The 15,263-nt window shown below is 64.9% G+C and carries 12 protein-coding genes; 7 read left to right on the top strand and 5 right to left on the bottom strand.

Features of this window, described 5'->3' with window-relative positions:
* Positions 1 to 45 precede the first annotated feature (45 nt).
* A complete protein-coding gene (locus QZ613_RS10665) occupies positions 46 to 2,211 on the top strand; it encodes a methyl-accepting chemotaxis protein (protein ID WP_043563254.1) in 2,166 nt (721 codons plus the stop codon).
* 40 nt (positions 2,212 to 2,251) lie between these two features.
* Positions 2,252 to 7,693 (top strand): Hpt domain-containing protein, encoded by a 5,442-nt coding sequence (locus QZ613_RS10660; protein WP_291982350.1) that lies wholly within the window; start codon positions 2,252 to 2,254, stop codon positions 7,691 to 7,693.
* Here the strand turns inward: QZ613_RS10660 and QZ613_RS10655 are convergent.
* Entirely contained in the window at positions 7,671 to 9,122 is a 1,452-nt protein-coding gene (locus QZ613_RS10655; protein WP_291982348.1) for a deoxyribodipyrimidine photo-lyase, read from the bottom strand. The two genes, QZ613_RS10660 and QZ613_RS10655, sit on opposite strands and share 23 nt — an antisense overlap.
* A gap of 44 nt (positions 9,123 to 9,166) precedes the next feature.
* Between QZ613_RS10655 and QZ613_RS10650 the strand changes: the two genes are divergently transcribed.
* The 5 genes from QZ613_RS10650 to QZ613_RS10630 are packed head-to-tail and all read left to right on the top strand — an operon-like array spanning position 9,167 to position 12,913.
* Positions 9,167 to 9,727, top strand: a complete 561-nt coding sequence (locus tag QZ613_RS10650) for a YqgE/AlgH family protein (protein ID WP_043563251.1) — start codon at positions 9,167 to 9,169, stop codon at positions 9,725 to 9,727.
* Complete coding sequence (gene ruvX / locus QZ613_RS10645; RefSeq protein ID WP_043563250.1) at positions 9,720 to 10,211, top strand: Holliday junction resolvase RuvX; 492 nt, start codon at positions 9,720 to 9,722, stop codon at positions 10,209 to 10,211. Before QZ613_RS10650 ends, ruvX begins: the two co-directional genes overlap by 8 nt.
* Positions 10,198 to 10,704 (top strand): bifunctional pyr operon transcriptional regulator/uracil phosphoribosyltransferase PyrR, encoded by a 507-nt coding sequence (gene pyrR / locus QZ613_RS10640; RefSeq protein ID WP_291982346.1) that lies wholly within the window; start codon positions 10,198 to 10,200, stop codon positions 10,702 to 10,704. Before ruvX ends, pyrR begins: the two co-directional genes overlap by 14 nt.
* Complete coding sequence (locus QZ613_RS10635) at positions 10,697 to 11,656, top strand: aspartate carbamoyltransferase catalytic subunit (protein WP_291982344.1); 960 nt, start codon at positions 10,697 to 10,699, stop codon at positions 11,654 to 11,656. The genes pyrR and QZ613_RS10635 overlap by 8 nt, the downstream gene beginning before the upstream one ends.
* 3 nt (positions 11,657 to 11,659) lie before the next feature.
* Complete coding sequence (locus QZ613_RS10630; protein ID WP_043563247.1) at positions 11,660 to 12,913, top strand: dihydroorotase; 1,254 nt, start codon at positions 11,660 to 11,662, stop codon at positions 12,911 to 12,913.
* A gap of 3 nt (positions 12,914 to 12,916) precedes the next feature.
* On the opposite strand, the gene QZ613_RS10625 is transcribed toward QZ613_RS10630, so the two are convergent.
* The 4 genes from QZ613_RS10625 to QZ613_RS10610 are packed head-to-tail and all read right to left on the bottom strand — an operon-like array spanning position 12,917 to position 15,251.
* The gene (locus tag QZ613_RS10625) at positions 12,917 to 13,177 is read right to left on the bottom strand and encodes a DUF167 domain-containing protein (RefSeq protein ID WP_291863523.1); all 261 of its coding nucleotides are present in this window, start codon (positions 13,175 to 13,177) and stop codon (positions 12,917 to 12,919) included.
* 33 nt (positions 13,178 to 13,210) lie between these two features.
* Positions 13,211 to 13,750: a YggT family protein gene (locus tag QZ613_RS10620; protein ID WP_043563243.1), complete on the bottom strand. Its 540-nt coding sequence runs from the start codon at positions 13,748 to 13,750 to the stop codon at positions 13,211 to 13,213.
* A complete protein-coding gene (proC, locus tag QZ613_RS10615; RefSeq protein WP_043563242.1) occupies positions 13,750 to 14,565 on the bottom strand; it encodes a pyrroline-5-carboxylate reductase in 816 nt (271 codons plus the stop codon). Before proC ends, QZ613_RS10620 begins: the two co-directional genes overlap by 1 nt.
* A complete protein-coding gene (locus QZ613_RS10610; RefSeq protein WP_043563240.1) occupies positions 14,562 to 15,251 on the bottom strand; it encodes a YggS family pyridoxal phosphate-dependent enzyme in 690 nt (229 codons plus the stop codon). The genes proC and QZ613_RS10610 overlap by 4 nt, the downstream gene beginning before the upstream one ends.
* Positions 15,252 to 15,263: the final 12 nt, after the last annotated feature.

Here is a 15,263-nt window from a genome sequence, read left to right as displayed (position 1 = left end):
ACGACCATCAGTCACCCCGTAGCGACCGTGTAACCGGAGAGAAATATGACGTTGAAGTCCAAGCTGCCGAGTTTTTTGTCCGCTACGAAAGACCCGGCAGGCGAGACCCTGGGGGCTCGCACGGTGATGGATTCCGATGCCGAGATGGGCGACGAGGAGCCTCCGTTTTCGCTGCCCCTGGTCGGCCGCTACCCGGTGGCCAAACAGCTGCAGATTCTGGGTGGCGCACTGCTGCTGGTCATGCTGATCATCGCCGTCGTGGTTTATCGTGACGACCGGCAGTCGACCTACGGCACCGCCTACATTGCCGCCGCCGGCGACATGGGAATGCTCTCGCAGCGACTGGCCAAGGCATCGAGCCTGGCTTTGCTGGGCGATCCGGCAGCATTCAAGCAGCTCCGGGATTCGCGTGACAGTTTCGTGACCAGCCTCGACCGCCTGATCAACGGTGGCGAACTGGGCGCCACGCTGGTGCCCGCTTCGCCGACAAGCGTGCACCCGCAGCTGCTCTTCCTGAGCGAGGCCTGGGCGAAGACCGACAAGAATGCCGGGCGGCTCCTGGAGATGGAGAAGAACCTGATCTCGCTGGGCAAGGACGTCGCCTCGATCAACGACAAGAACCCGCAGCTACTCGAGCGCTCGGAGCAGATCGCCGCACTCAAGCTGCAGAGCAGCGCCGGCATCCGCGATATAGCCGCCGCCAACCAGCTGGTGATGCTCACCCAGCGAATCGCCAAGAACGCCAATGCGCTGCTCGTCGGCGACGCCATCGACGCGGAAATCGCCTTCCTCCTGGGCAAGGACACGAACACTTTTCGCGATCTCATCAGCGCCTTGAGCAAGGGCAGCGAGACGCTACGCATCGCCGCCACCACGGACACGGAGACGAAACAGAAGTTAGGCGAACTGGATGCCAGTTTCAGCGAGTATCGAACCGCTGTTGGCGGCATCCTCGGCAACCTGCAGCGGCTGGTCATTGCCAAGCAGGCGGGTTCGCAGATCTTTCGTGACAGCGAAGAGCTGCTTGGCGCCACCGACCAGCTGGCCAGGGCCTACCAAACCAACGTCATGGAACGTAGCGGCTACGGTTTCGCCCTTGGCGGCCTGATCGTGCTCGCCATCAGCCTGCTGTTGTTGCTCGCCAGGACCTATCTGGCGGAGAGCAAACGACAGGCCGAGACTGCCGAGCGCGGCCGCCGGGAAACGGAGTTGGTCAACCGCCAGAACCAAGGTGCCATCCTGCGCCTGATGAACGAGCTTGGCGACCTCGCCGACGGTGACCTGACGGTAACCGCGACGGTCTCCGAGGACATCACCGGGGCCATCGCCGACTCGATCAACTACACCATTGAAGAACTGCGCGTACTCGTCGGTCGTATCAACGATGCTGCCAGCCGGGTTACCGTGGCGACGGGAATGGCGCAGCAAATCTCCGTCGAACTGCTCGCCGCGGCCGAGCAACAGACCGCCGAAATTAAATCGGCCGGTCAGTCGGTACTGAACATGTCAACGTCAATGACCAACGTTTCCAGCGACGCCAAGCAGTCGGCCACCGTCGCCCGCCAGTCGCTGGCGGCGGCCGCCAAGGGAACCCAGGCCGTCGAAGACTCGATCAAGGGCATGAACAAGATCCGCGACCAGATTCAGGAAACCTCGAAGCGTATCAAGCGCCTCGGCGAGTCGTCGCAGGAAATCGGCGAAATCGTCGAGCTCATCTCGGACATCACCGAACAGACCAATGTCCTGGCGCTCAACGCAGCCATCCAGGCCGCTTCGGCCGGCGAGGCGGGGCGCGGCTTCACCGTCGTTGCCGAAGAGGTGCAGCGCCTCGCCGAACGTTCGGGCGAAGCGACCAAACAGATCGGGGCGATCGTCAGAACCATTCAGACCGACACCCAGGACACCGTTTCGGCGATGGAGGAGTCCACCCGCGGCGTCGTCGAAGGGGCCCGACTATCCGACGCCGCAGGTCAGGCGCTGGCCGAAATCAGCGAGGTTTCGCGGGAGCTCACGGCCTTGATCGAAACCATCGCCGGCGCCACGCGGCAGCAATCGGAACTGGCGACCAAGGTGACCCGCAAGATGCAGGACATCCTGCTGGTCACCGGACAAACGACGACCGGCACGGAAAAGACGGCGACGGCAATTGGCGAGCTGGCCGGTCTGGCTACCGAGCTGAAAGGCTCGGTCGCCGGTTTCAAAGTCAAGTGAGCGCCCGCGCCTATAGACTGGAGTGGAGACCCCTTCCCGGATGAATGCCCAGACGGACTTCGATATCGGCCCGCTGACCTGGGTCAAGAGCGAGATCGACCTCGCCCTGGAGCGCGCCGACCAGGCGCTGCAGGAAGTTGCGGCGAGCCTGGCCGTCGACAGCGCCGATCTCGGCCAGGTCAGATTCTGTCGCACCCACCTGCATCAGGTGCAGGGCGCTCTGACCATCGTCGGTCTCGACGGAGTCACGCAGTTTACCGAGGCGCTGGAATCCTTGCTCGAGGCGATCGAGCGGCAGGAGCACGCGTGCAGCTTGGAGCGCGTCGAGCTGGCACAACGCGCCATGGCCAGCCTTCGTCATTACCTCGATGACCTGATCGGCGGCCAGCCGAACCAGCCACTGCGCCTCCTGCCCCTCTATCGGGAGCTGCAGGCGGCACGTGGCCTGCAACGCGCGCTGGCCACCGATCTCTTCTTCCCCGACCTGCGCGTACGCCCGCCACGGCGCGCAAGCGGCACGGCGAAAGCCGGTGCTGGCGAGATCCAGGGCCGCCTGCGGCAGCAACGCGCTCACTTCCAGCGCGGCCTCTTGTCATGGTTGCGGGCACCGCAGAGCGGGACGGGCGTGCCGGAAATGCTCGACGCCGTCAAACGCATCGAGGCCATCCAGGAATTGCCTTCGGCGCGCGCTTTCTGGTGGGTGGCCACCGCCTTCCTGACCGCGCTGGGTGAACGAGCGCTGCCGCCGGATGCCGATGCCAGACAACTGTGCACGCGCATCGACCTGCAGATTCGGCGACTCCTCGAAGGCTCTAACAATGTCGCCGAGCGCCTGATGCGTGACGCGCTATACCTCGTCGGCAACGCCAACAGCAAGCATCGCGCCATCCAGCGCGTCCAGAAAGCCTACCAATTGGCCGCGCTGCTGCCCGGCACAGCACCGGAAGCCGCGGTCGCCGAGGAGTCTGTCCGCCGCCGCCTGCGTGAGGCGATCGCCAGCACCGAGGAATCCTGGAACAAGTTCTGCGCCGGAACGACGCAGGCGCTGCCGACCTTCGCGAGCAGCAGCATGGCGCTGGCGGCAGTGGTCGAGGAGCTTGGCCAGGACGACTTTCGCCGCCTGGCTCAGGCCATCGCGGAGGTCGCCGAGTTCCTCCGCAAGGCGCCGACGATGCACAACGAAGTGCTGGCCATGGAAACTGCCACGGCCATCCTGCTGGCGCTGAATGCCCAGGGAAACATCCAGTACCTGGACAGCAGCTTCACGCACCAGGTCGATGTCATGGTCGATCGAATTCATGCCTGCCTGGCCGGGAAGTCGCTGGCCGCCGAATCCGAACTGCCTTCGCTCGACGCGATGTCCCGGCAGGCGCAGGAAAAATTGCTGGTCAGCCAGGTCGCCAGGGAGATCCAGAGCAACCTGACGCAGGTCGAACAGGTGCTTGACGGGTTCTTCCGGGACGTCGACAAGGGGTCCGATCTGGAAGGCCTGGAAACGCCGATGCGCCAGGTCATCGGCGCGCTGACCATGATGCGCCACGAAGGGGCGGTTGCCGTCCTGAAGAAGTGCGCCGCCGAGATACAAACCTTCTCCGCCCCGGACTATGTCCCGCTGGAGAGCGATTTCGAGCAACTTGCCGAGAAGCTGTCGCTGGTCGGTTTCTTTGTCGACGCACTGCAACACGGCGCGACTGACTTCGATGCCTTCGTCCGCAAGATGGAGTCCAGTGTTGGCCGCGAAGCGCTCGTCGAGGCGCCCGCGGGGACAGTGGAGAAGGAAGTCGAGGAGCAGAAACTCGAGGCGCACGCCCTGTTGCAAGCGCTCAAGGATCGGCCGGACGAGGCGCAGTTGCGCCAGCAGGTCGCCAGGCATCTCGCCGCGCTGCAGAAAGACGGCGATCTGGTTGGCGACCGGCAGGTCGAGCCCCAGATCAAGGCTCTGCTGTCGGCGCTCGCCGCTGGCGGCGACGCCAGCGCACAACTCGACGCACTGATGGCTGCGCTCAAGCCGCAAACCGCCGAGACACCGCAGCCCTCCGCAGAAACGATCCAGCTCGCGCAGTCCAGCAGCGAGGAAGTCGACGCCGAAATCCTGGAGATCTTTCTTGACGAGGCGCAAGAGGTGCTGGCGAGCATCGACAGAAACTTCCAGTCACTGAAAACGCAGCCACAAGCCGCAGAATTGCTGACCGCCATCCGTCGTTCCGTACATACCCTCAAGGGCAGTGGCCGCATGGTCGGACTGAGGGATTTCGGTGAAGCGGCGTGGTCGGTGGAACAGGTTCTCAACCTGTGGCTGCGCCAGGAACACGAGGTCACGCCGGCGATCATCGACCTCGTCGGCCAGGCCTACGCGCTCTTCGTCGCCTGGGTCGAGCATCTGAAAACCGGCCAGGCGCAGGCACCCGATGCCGCGCCAATGATGGCGCTTGCCACGTCGCTTCTGCGCGGCAGCGAGGAGGGCGGCGGCGAAACGCCGCAGCCGGAAGCGGCAGCCGCAGCGGATGACAGCGCTGCAGGGGCGCCGGACGGAGGCGCCGAGGCGCCCGGCGAAGGCGCGGGCAACGAGCCCGGCCCACGCCTGCGACTGACCATCACCTCGGCGCTGGCCGAGATCTTCAACGAAGAGGCCGGAACACATCTGGCAACCCTGCGGCATGAGTTCTCGGTGCTCGAAAGCGACCCCGCGGCGCCAACCACGCACGAGATGTATCGCGCAGCGCATACGCTGGCCGGCATCGCTGGAACGGTCGGCATCGAGCCGGTGAATCGCCTGAGCATGGCCCTCGAACACGCCATCTCGCGGCGCAATCACGCAGCGCATCCGGACAGCGCCGAAGCGCTGGAAGCCATCCGCCAGGCGATTGCCGGACTGGCCCTGATGCTGACCGACATCGTCGGCCAGCACGAACCCGACGCGGCTCCCGTGCTGATCGACACGCTCGACGCACTGTATCTTGAGCAGACCGCCGAGAAAGAGGCCGAGCTGGCTGCAGAGCAGGCGCGCGGCGACGGCGATACCGGCGACGAAGCGAGCAAGGAAGCGCTCACAGCGAAAACGCCGGACCTCGACACACCGCCATCGCCGGCGACTGCCGGGCCGCAATCGATCACCGCGACGCAGGCCACTGCGGCAGCGCCGAGCGGCAGCGCGCTGGCCGTCCCGGAGATGCACGATGAGCTCGACGAGCAGCTGCTGCCGCTGTTCCTGGAAGAGGCGCTCGACCTCACCCAGAACATCGCCACGCAACTGCGCGCCTGGCGCAGCAAGCCTTCCGACAGCGACGTCCTGCGCCGCCTGGCGCGCCTGTTTCATACCCTCAAGGGTAGCGCACGCATGGCCGGAGCGATGAACCTTGGCGAGCTGACGCACGCCATCGAAACGCGCATGGCGGAAGCACAGCAGACGGAGAACTCGCCGCTCGAACTGATCGACGATATCGATAATGCGTTCGACGTCATCGTCCAGATTGTCGAACGGCTGCAGCGCGGCGAGCTGGCCGACGCGCCGGTCGAAGTTCCCGACGCCGCCGCCGAGGATATCGCGTCAGACGCTGTCGCCGGCGCCGAAATCGCGCTTCCCTCTGCCGACCAGAGTGCGCCTGCAGGACAGCCCGAAGCGCAGGAAGGCGAAAGCGAGAGCGGCGGGCAGCGCGCCCTGCTGCGCGTGCGTGCCGACCTCATCGACCGCCTGGTCAACGAAGCCGGCGAGCTGTCCATTGCGCGTTCGCGGATTGAGGGCGAAATGCGGGCCATCAAGGGATCGCTGCTCGATCTCACCGAGAACGTCATCCGACTGCGCCGCCAACTGCGCGATATCGAACTGCAGGCCGAATTGCAGATGCAGTCACGCACGGCGCACAGCGATGAACGCCGCCCGATCGATTTCGACCCCCTCGAATTCGACCGCTTTACGCGTTTTCAGGAACTGACGCGGATGATGGCCGAGTCGGTAAACGATGTCGCCACCGTGCAGCAGAACCTGCTGAAAAACCTTGACGACGCCAACGCCGCCATCCTCGCGCAGTCACGTCTGAACCGCGAAGTTCAGCAGGAGCTGATGTCGGTGCGCATGGTGCCGTTCAGCAGCATTGCCGACCGCCTCTACCGAATTGTTCGCCAGGCAGGCAAGGAGCTGGGCAAGCGGGCCAACCTGGAAATCAGCGGTGGCCAGCTGCAGCTCGACCGCATGGTCCTCGACAAGATGCTGGCGCCGCTCGAACACATGCTGCGCAACGCCGTCGCCCACGGCCTCGAAAACGCCCAGCAGCGCCGGGCCAAGGGCAAACCGGAGATCGGCGAGCTGTCTCTGAAACTGACCCAGGAAGGCAACGAGGTCATTGTCGCCTTTGCCGATGACGGCGCCGGACTCGACCGGCAGCGCTTGCGTGAGCGCGGTCTGGCCGCTGGCCTGCTGACCGAGGAGCAGGCGACGGACGACGCGCAGGTCGTCGAGATGATCTTTGCGCCGGGAATCTCGACCGCCAGCGGCGTTACGCGCCTGGCCGGGCGCGGCATCGGCATGGACGTCCTGAAGAGCGCCGTGGTCAGCCTTGGCGGGCGCATCGAAGTGCTGTCCACGCCCGACCAGGGAACCACTTTCCGCCTCTATCTGCCGCTGACGCTGGCGGTGACCAAGGCCTTGCTGGTGCGCTCCGGCCAACGCGAGTACGCGATTCCGGCGGCAATGATCGAGCAGGTTCTCGACCTCAAGGAAAAGGGCCTGACGCGCATTCGCGAAGCCAATGCGGCGCTGTGGAGCGGCAACCCCTATCCCTTCCACTATCTGCCGCACCTCCTCGGCGCACCGCAGGCGCTCCCGGAAAAACATCCCCAGTACTGGGTCCTGCTCCTGCGCAGTGGTGCGCGCCGGGTGGCGCTTCAGGTCGATGAAGTGCTGGGCAATCAGGAAATCGTGGTCAAGAACATCGGCCCGCAGCTGGCGCGGGTCATCGGCGTGGCTGGAGCGACGGTGCTCGGCAATGGCCAGGTGCTGCTGATCCTGAACCCGATCGCGCTGGTCAGTCGTCCGCGCACGGCGACACCGGTTTCGCCGGTCCCGACGCTACGCCAGGCCGCGAACGCCGGCGGCGTCGCGGCCACGCTGCCGACGGTGATGATCGTCGACGATTCGCTGACCGTGCGCAAGATCACCAGCCGGCTGCTGGCCCGTGAAGGCTACCAGGTGATGACCGCCAAGGATGGCATGGATGCTCTCGAACAACTGGTGGCGATCATCCCCGATGTGCTGCTGGTGGACATCGAAATGCCGCGTATGGACGGCTTCGAGTTCACCCGCAACGTGCGCGGCGACGAGCGCTTGCGCGGCGTCCCGATTGTCATGATCACCTCGCGAACGGCGGACAAGCACCGGCAGTACGCCTTCGAGCTGGGCGTCAATCACTACCTCGGCAAGCCCTATCAGGAAGAGGAACTGCTACGCCTGGTGGCCGCGCACGTCAGGGAACAGCGGGGCTCTTGACGACCGCGTAGCGTTCCAGGGTCAGCTGCCTGGCCTGCTGATGGTCGACCAGCGGTGCCGGCGTCTCGCGCCCGATACGCACTCCGCAGGCTTCCTGCTCGGCCGGACTCATCCGCCACGGCGCGTGGATGAAGCGGTCAGGAACGGCGGACAGTTCCGGCAGGTAGCGACGGATGAACTTGCCCGCAGGGTCGAAGCGCTCCGACTGCAGGACGGGATTGAAGATCCGGAAATAGGGCTGGGCATCGCAACCACTCGACGCGGCCCATTGCCAGCCACCGTTGTTGGCAGCGAGATCGAAGTCGTTCAAGCGGGCGGCGAAATAAGCCTCGCCGCGCCGCCAGTCGATGCCCAGGTCCTTGCTCAGAAACGAGGCGCTGACCATGCGCAGACGATTGTGCATATAGCCCGTGCCGTTGAGCTGGCGCATCGCGGCGTCGACCAGCGGATAGCCGGTGCGTCCTTCGCACCAGGCCGCGAAGGCCTCGTCCGCAGGCGCCCCCTGCTCCCAGGCGACGGCGTCGTAAGCCGGCTTGAAGGCGCGCTCGGCGACGTAGGGAAAGCGATCGAGGATCATGAAGTAGAAGTCACGCCAGACGAGTTCCGAGAGCCAGGTCGCAGCGCCCTCGTTACCCGCCCGCAGGGCCCCCGCGGCGATCGCCCTGGACACCAGTTCGCGAATCGAGACGGTCCCGAAACGCAGGTGGATCGACAGATAGGACACCCCTTTCAGCGCCGGAAAGTCGCGCTGCTGGCGATAGCGGGAGATGCGCCCGAGAAAATCGTCGAGCAATTGCCGTGCCCCGGACATCCCGGGGACGAAACCCAGCGCGCGCAGGTCGGTCGCGGCAAATCCGAGTTCCGCCAGCGCGGGCACGCGCTGCGCGCCCGGCGGCGTGGCCAGCGTCCCGATTTCTCCTTCACCGGGCTGCCAGTCGTCCTCGGTCAGGCGCTTGAGCCAGGCTTTCTTGTACGGGGAAAACACCGTAAACGGTCGCCCGGACTGGGTCAGCACTTCGTCGCCGTCAAGAACTGCCTGATCCTTGAAAGACTCGAAGGCGATTCCGCCGGCGTGCAAGGCAGCGCTCACCGCGGCATCGCGACGCTTGGCTTGCGGCTCGTAATCGCGGTTGGCGAAAACCGCCGCGACGCCAAGCTCGCCGGCCAGTTTCGGTATCTCCTCGGCGGCCCAGCCATGGCGGACCCACAAACCGCCGCCACGCCGGCGCAGGGCGGTGTCCAGTTCGAGCAGCGATTGGCGAATGAAGTCGACGCGCCGGTCGTCACGCCTGGGCAGCGGATCGAGAATTTCGCGGTCGAAGAGAAACGCGCAATGGACGCGCCTTCCCCTGCGCAGCGCTTCACCCAGCGCGACGTGATCGCTGTCACGCAGATCGCGCCTGAACCAGACCAGAATTGAGTCGAGCATGGATTACCTTTGTGTCCCCAGCCACCGCCGATTAGAATGAGGCCATGAAAAGCATCAACCTCACCGACCATTTTCTCATTGCCATGCCGGCAATGGCAGATCCGTATTTCTCCAGGACGCTGGTCTATATTGCCGAGCACAACGAGCGTGGCGCGCTGGGGGTGATCGTCAATCGCCCGATCGACATGAGTCTGGGAACGCTGCTCGGCAAGATCGACGTCGTGCTCGAGGCCGAGGGCTTCGCCAACCTGCCGGTTCTGTTCGGCGGGCCGGTGCAGACCGATCGCGGCTTCGTCCTGCACCGACCGGTCGGCCAATGGCAATCGACACTGGTGGTCAACGATCACGTCGGACTCACCAGTTCGCGCGACATTCTGCAGTCGGTGGCCGAAAAAGGCCAACCGCAGGACCTGATGGTCACGCTCGGCTACTCCGGCTGGTCTGCCGGCCAACTCGAACACGAACTGGCCCAGAACGCGTGGTTGACCGTCGCGGCCAAACTGCCGATTCTCTTCGAGTTGCCCTACGAGGAACGTCTGGCCTCGGCGCTTGACCTCCTCGGCGTCAGCCTCACCAACCTTGCCGACCAAGTCGGTCATGCCTGAGGCGACCGGCGGACCGACTGGCGCCGTGCTCGCTTTCGACTTCGGTGAAAAACGCATCGGCGTCGCGACCGGCGAGTGGCAGCTGCGACAAGCGCATGCGCTGACCACCGTCCATGGCGAAGGCAACGCCGCGCGCTTCGCGGCCATCGCCGCCCTGATCGAAGAATGGCAGCCGCGCAACCTGGTCGTCGGACGGCCCTTGTCGCTCGACGGCAGTGTACATGCCATGACCGCCCGCTGCGAACGTTTCGCCAATCAACTGCGCGGCCGCTTCAGGCTGAGCGTCGATTATGCCGACGAACGGCTTTCCTCGCTCGAAGCACAGGCGCGGCTGCGCGCAGCCGGTCACGACTCGCGCAAGGCCGGCAGGCATCTTGACGCCGTCGCCGCGCAGCTCATCCTGCAGGACTATTTCGATAGCACCCGCGGCGACTCATCCACGCTTTCTCCCACCCCCGACGAGCCAACCGATGCCAGCCATTGAACTTCCCGACGCCAACGTGCAATGCAGAGAACTCGCTGAACTCATCCGACCCCGGCTGCTCGCGAACACGGTCCTGGTCGGCATTCACAGCGGCGGCGTCTGGGTCGCCCGACGATTGCACGATCTGCTGGCACTGGACAACGAGATCGGCCTGATCGATGTCTCTTTCTACCGCGATGACTACGGCGAAAAGGGTCTGCATCCGCGCGTCCGGCCAACATCGATCCCCTTCGATGTGGAAGGCCGGCCGCTGATCCTGGTCGACGACGTGCTGTACACGGGTCGCACGACGCGTGCGGCGATCAACGAACTGTTCGACTACGGTCGACCGGCGAGCATCCAGCTTGCCGTTCTCGCCGACCGCGGCCAGCGGCAACTGCCCATCTGCGCCGACTTCTGCACCTGGCGGGTCGACCTCGACGCGACGCAGGAACTGGTGCTCTCTGCGGACGGCGGCGCCCACCTGCGCTGGAGCCTGGCTGCCAATGCATAATCCGCAACTCAACGCCAATGGCGAGCTGACGCACCTGCTGTCGATCGAGGGCTTGCCGCGCGAACTGATTCATCAGATTCTCGATACCGCATCGAGCTTCCTCGAAGTGTCCGACCGCGACGTCAAGAAGGTCCCCCTGTTGCGTGGCAAGAGCGTGTTCAACGTCTTTTTCGAAAACTCCACGCGTACGCGAACGACCTTCGAGATTGCCGCCAAACGCCTCTCCGCGGACGTCATCAACCTCGACGTGACGCGCTCGTCCACCGCCAAGGGCGAAACCCTGCTCGACACGGTCGACAACCTGATCGCCATGCACGCCGACATGTTCGTCGTCCGCCACGCGGCCAGCGGTGCGCCGCACCTGATCACCGAGCATCTGCGCCGCCTCGGGCGGAACGACGTGCACGTGGTCAATGCCGGCGACGGACGTCACGCCCACCCGACGCAGGGCCTGCTCGACATGTATACCATCCGTCACTACAAGAAGGATTTCAGCAATCTGGTGGTGGCGGTGGTCGGCGACATCCTGCACTCGCGCGTGGCGCGCTCGGACATCAACGCGCTGACCACCCTCGGCGCCGCCGAGGTACGCGCCGTCGGCCCGCAAACGCTGCTGCCCACGGCCATCGAAAGAATGGGTGTGCGGGTCTGCCATGACCTGCGCGAAGGGATACGCGATTGCGACGTGGTCATCATGTTGCGCCTGCAGAACGAGCGCATGAATGGTGCGCTGCTGCCCTCGGCGCGCGAGTACTTCCACTGTTACGGGCTGACGCCGGCAATGCTGGCGCTGGCCAAAGCGGACGCCATCGTGATGCATCCGGGGCCAATGAATCGTGGCGTTGAAATCGACTCTGATGTCGCCGACGGACCGCAGGCAGTGATTCTGCCGCAGGTGACCTTCGGGATTGCCGTGCGCATGGCGGTCATGGGCATTCTGGCAGGGAACTGAACGATGAACAGGCAGAACCTCCACATCCGCAACGCGCGGCTGATCGACCCCAGGAACGGCCTCGATGAGCAGCTCGACCTGTTCGTCGCCGACGCGCGCATTGCGTCGATAGGCCAGCCGCCGGCCGGCTTCTCGGCTGACCGCAGCATTGACGCCAGCGGGCTGATCGCCTGCCCCGGTCTGGTCGATCTGTCGACCCGGCTGGGCGCCATCGAACCCGAACTCGCCGCCGCCGTCGCCGGCGGCGTCACCTCGCTGGCCTGTCCGCCAGACACCAAACCACCGCTCGATGAACCGGGGCTGGTCGAACGCCTGGTACGGCGCAGCGAAACGCTTGGCCTGGCACGCGTCTATCCGATCGGCGCCCTGACCCACGGGCTGGCTGGCCAGCGGCTCGCTGAAATGAACGCGCTCGCGCGTGCCGGCTGCATTGGCTTCTCGCAGGCCAACGAGCCCATCGACACGCAGCTGCTGCTGCGAGCCATGCAGTACGCGGCAACTTTTTCGTACGCCCTGCGCCTGCGGCCACAAGACCAGTTTCTCGCCCGTGAGGGTGTCGCCCACGATGGTGAAGTTGCGTCGCGGCTGGGACTGACCGGGGTACCGGTATCGGCGGAAACCGTGGCCATCGCCACAGCCCTGCACCTGGCGTCCGAAACCGGTGTCCGCCTGCATCTTTCGCGGCTTTCTTCAGCCGCCGGCGTGGCACTTGTCCGCGAAGCCAAGCGTTCGCGGATGCCGGTCAGCTGTGACGTGTCGATCCACCACCTGCATCTTTCGGAAATGGACATCGGCTACTTCGACAGCAACGCTCGCTTCGACCCGCCGCTACGCGCGCAAAGCGACCGTGACGCGCTCCGTGCCGCCGTTCGCGAGGGGGTCGCGGCAATCTGTTCGGACCACACCCCGGTCGATGCGGATGGCAAGCAACTGCCGTTTGCCGAAGCCGTCCCCGGCGCCATCGGCCTGGAAATCCTGCTCCCCTTGACGCTGTTGTGGGCGGAACAGGTGCAGCTTCCCTTAGCCGAAGCGCTGGCCCGCATCACCTGTGATCCGGCAGAAATTCTCGGCATCGACGCCGGCTCGCTGAGCGTCGGCAGTCGTGCCGACATTTGCGTCTTCGACCCCTGCGAAGCCTGGCGGCTTACCCCCGAGACCTTGCGCAGCCAGGGCAAGAACAGCCCCTACCTGGGTTACGAAATGATCGGCAGGGTGCGCATGACGCTGGTCGGCGGACGAATCATCTTCGAGGCTTGAGCCTCACTGCCCGAGAAGGCGCCGTAGCGAACTCGCTGACACCCCGCTCAGGGTCAACCGCTTGCGCCGCGACTGGTGGCCACTCTTCAGCTCGATCAGCGACTTGGCCAGCCCCAGCCGCTGCGCAAAGAACTCGATCAGGGCGGCGTTCGCGCGCCCGTCGATCGCCGGCGCCGCGAGGCGGACTTTGAGCGCGTCGCCGTGCAGGCCAACGATTTCGCTGCGCTTTGCCGCCGGCTGAACATGGACGCTCAGGGTCAGCACAGCACCGTTTTCATGTAGCCAGTCGGCCACGGCTTACAGAAACATGAGGACCAGCTGCGCCAGGACAATGGCGATAAACGGCGACAGATCGACCGCGCCGATGCGTGGAACGAGACGCTGGATGGGACTCAGGAAGGGCCGGGTCAGCTGCCCGACCGGCTGGGTCAAAGGAGAATACGGACTGACCCACGAGAGCACGGCCTGCACAACCAGCGCAGCGATCAGCAGGTAGATGCTCATGCGCAGGGTCGCCAGCACGCCCTGCCACAGCAGTACAGGCCACAGGCTCAGCGGTGACCAGGCTTCGCTGCCACCGTGCAGGGAAACGACGGCGACGGCAAGAACGACCTGGAGCAGATACGCGGGCAGCAGGCTCGCCAGATCGAGTCCCCACAGGCCGGGCAGCGCCTTGCGCAAGGGCTTGACCAGCCAGTTGGTCAGGTCGACGACGAAAGTACCCACCTGGTTGTTGAACGACACCCGGAAAGCCTGCATGTAGAAACGCAGCAGCAGGGCAAAGCTCAGGAACCCGGTCACCACCTGGAGCAGAAACAAAACCGCTTGTGCCGCCATCAGCTATCCTTTCCCAGCAGCTCGCCCAATTCACGACTGCGGGCGTTGGCCGCCTGCACGCCAGCGATGAAGCCTTCCCTGACGCCACGCTCTTCCATCATTTGCAGCGCGGCTTCGGTCGTTCCGCCTTTCGAGGTGACGCGTTCACGCAAAACGGCAGCGGCTTCATCGGACTGCACGGCCAGCTTGGCGGCGCCGAGTACCGTTTCTATCGCCAGCTGGCGCGCCTGCAGTGGCGTCAGACCCAGTTCGGTCCCCGCCTGCTGCAAGGTCTCGATGAACAGGAAGACATACGCCGGGCCGCTGCCCGAGACCGCGGTCACGGCGTCCATTTGCGCCTCATCGGCGACCCACAGGGTACTGCCCACGGCCTGCAGGATGCGCTCGGCACCGAGCCGCTCGGCCATCGATACCGCAGGCAAGGCGCACAGCCCGGTGATGCCGGCACCGATCAGCGCCGGGGTATTGGGCATCGCGCGCACGATCTTGGCATAGCCGTCGAGCCAGCGGGCGATGTCTGCCAGGCGCAAGCCGGCCGCGATACTGATGACGAGTTGCTGCTTGAGGCGCTTGGGAAGCGACGCACAGGCATCGTGCATCTGCTGCGGCTTTACCGATAGCAGCAGCGCATCGCAGTCGAGCGCGGCGGCAGTCGGCGCCTCGTAACAGCGCACCCCGTACATCAGGCGAAGCTTGGCACGCCCCTGCGCACCGACCTCGATCACCGCAATGTCGGCAGCCGAAAATCCGGTTTTCACCAGGCCACCGATCAGGGCGCTGGCCATGTTGCCGCCACCCAGGAAAGTAATTCTCATGCTTTGTGTCTCTCACCAAAAATCGCGCTACCCACACGCACCACGGTCGCCCCCTCGGCGATCGCCGCGTCAAGATCGTGCGACATACCCATCGAAAGGGTATCAAGCACCAGGCCGTCGGCCTGCAGCTGCTCGAACAGCTGGCGCAACAGGCGGAACGGGCGACGCTGTTCGAGAAAGGCGTCACTGCGCGCGGGAACGGCCATCAGACCGCGCAAGCGCAAATTTGGCAGCGCAGCAACTGCCTGCGCCAGCGCCGGCACGTCGGCAGGCGAAACCCCACCTTTGCTGGCCTCGCCGCTGACGTTCACCTGCACACAGACCGACAGCGGCGGCAGCGACGCAGGTCTTTGTTCGGCAAGACGTTCGGCAATCCGCAAGCGGTCGATAGAATGCACCCAGTTGAAATTCTCGGCAAGCAAACGGGTCTTGTTGCTCTGCAGCGAACCGATGAAATGCCAGTCCAGCGCCAGGGAACGGAGCTGATCCATCTTATCGAGGGCTTCCTGGACAAAGCTCTCGCCGAAGGAAGTCTGCCCGGCAAGCGCCACCTCGCGAATGCACGCGACAGGCCAGGTCTTGCTGACCGCGACCAGGCGAACATCCCCCGGGTCACGTCCGCATTGCCGTGCCGCGCCGGCGATTTGCGCGAGAACGGCTTGCAGCTTGGCGGAGAGTGAGGTCATAATCGGGCGCTA

The sequence above is a fragment of the Candidatus Accumulibacter sp. ACC005 genome (assembly GCF_907163215.1).
Lineage (GTDB): Bacteria > Pseudomonadota > Gammaproteobacteria > Burkholderiales > Rhodocyclaceae > Accumulibacter > Accumulibacter regalis.
The sequence above is the reverse complement of the archived record's forward strand: the minus strand, read 5'-3'. Positions and strand labels throughout refer to the sequence as shown.

Bases quoted from the DNA above. Each gene is read 5' to 3' on its own strand.
- QZ613_RS10655 (WP_291982348.1), bottom strand. From the start codon at position 9,122: ATGCTCGACTCAATTCTGGTCTGGTTCAGGCGCGATCTGCGTGACAGC.
- pyrR (WP_291982346.1), top strand. From the start codon at position 10,198: ATGCCAGCCATTGAACTTCCCGACGCCAACGTGCAATGCAGAGAACTC.
- QZ613_RS10650 (WP_043563251.1), top strand. From the start codon at position 9,167: ATGAAAAGCATCAACCTCACCGACCATTTTCTCATTGCCATGCCGGCA.
- QZ613_RS10630 (WP_043563247.1), top strand. From the start codon at position 11,660: ATGAACAGGCAGAACCTCCACATCCGCAACGCGCGGCTGATCGACCCC.
- proC (WP_043563242.1), bottom strand. From the start codon at position 14,565: ATGAGAATTACTTTCCTGGGTGGCGGCAACATGGCCAGCGCCCTGATC.
- QZ613_RS10665 (WP_043563254.1), top strand. From the start codon at position 46: ATGACGTTGAAGTCCAAGCTGCCGAGTTTTTTGTCCGCTACGAAAGAC.
- QZ613_RS10635 (WP_291982344.1), top strand. From the start codon at position 10,697: ATGCATAATCCGCAACTCAACGCCAATGGCGAGCTGACGCACCTGCTG.
- QZ613_RS10660 (WP_291982350.1), top strand. From the start codon at position 2,252: ATGAATGCCCAGACGGACTTCGATATCGGCCCGCTGACCTGGGTCAAG.
- QZ613_RS10620 (WP_043563243.1), bottom strand. From the start codon at position 13,750: ATGGCGGCACAAGCGGTTTTGTTTCTGCTCCAGGTGGTGACCGGGTTC.
- QZ613_RS10610 (WP_043563240.1), bottom strand. From the start codon at position 15,251: ATGACCTCACTCTCCGCCAAGCTGCAAGCCGTTCTCGCGCAAATCGCC.
- ruvX (WP_043563250.1), top strand. From the start codon at position 9,720: ATGCCTGAGGCGACCGGCGGACCGACTGGCGCCGTGCTCGCTTTCGAC.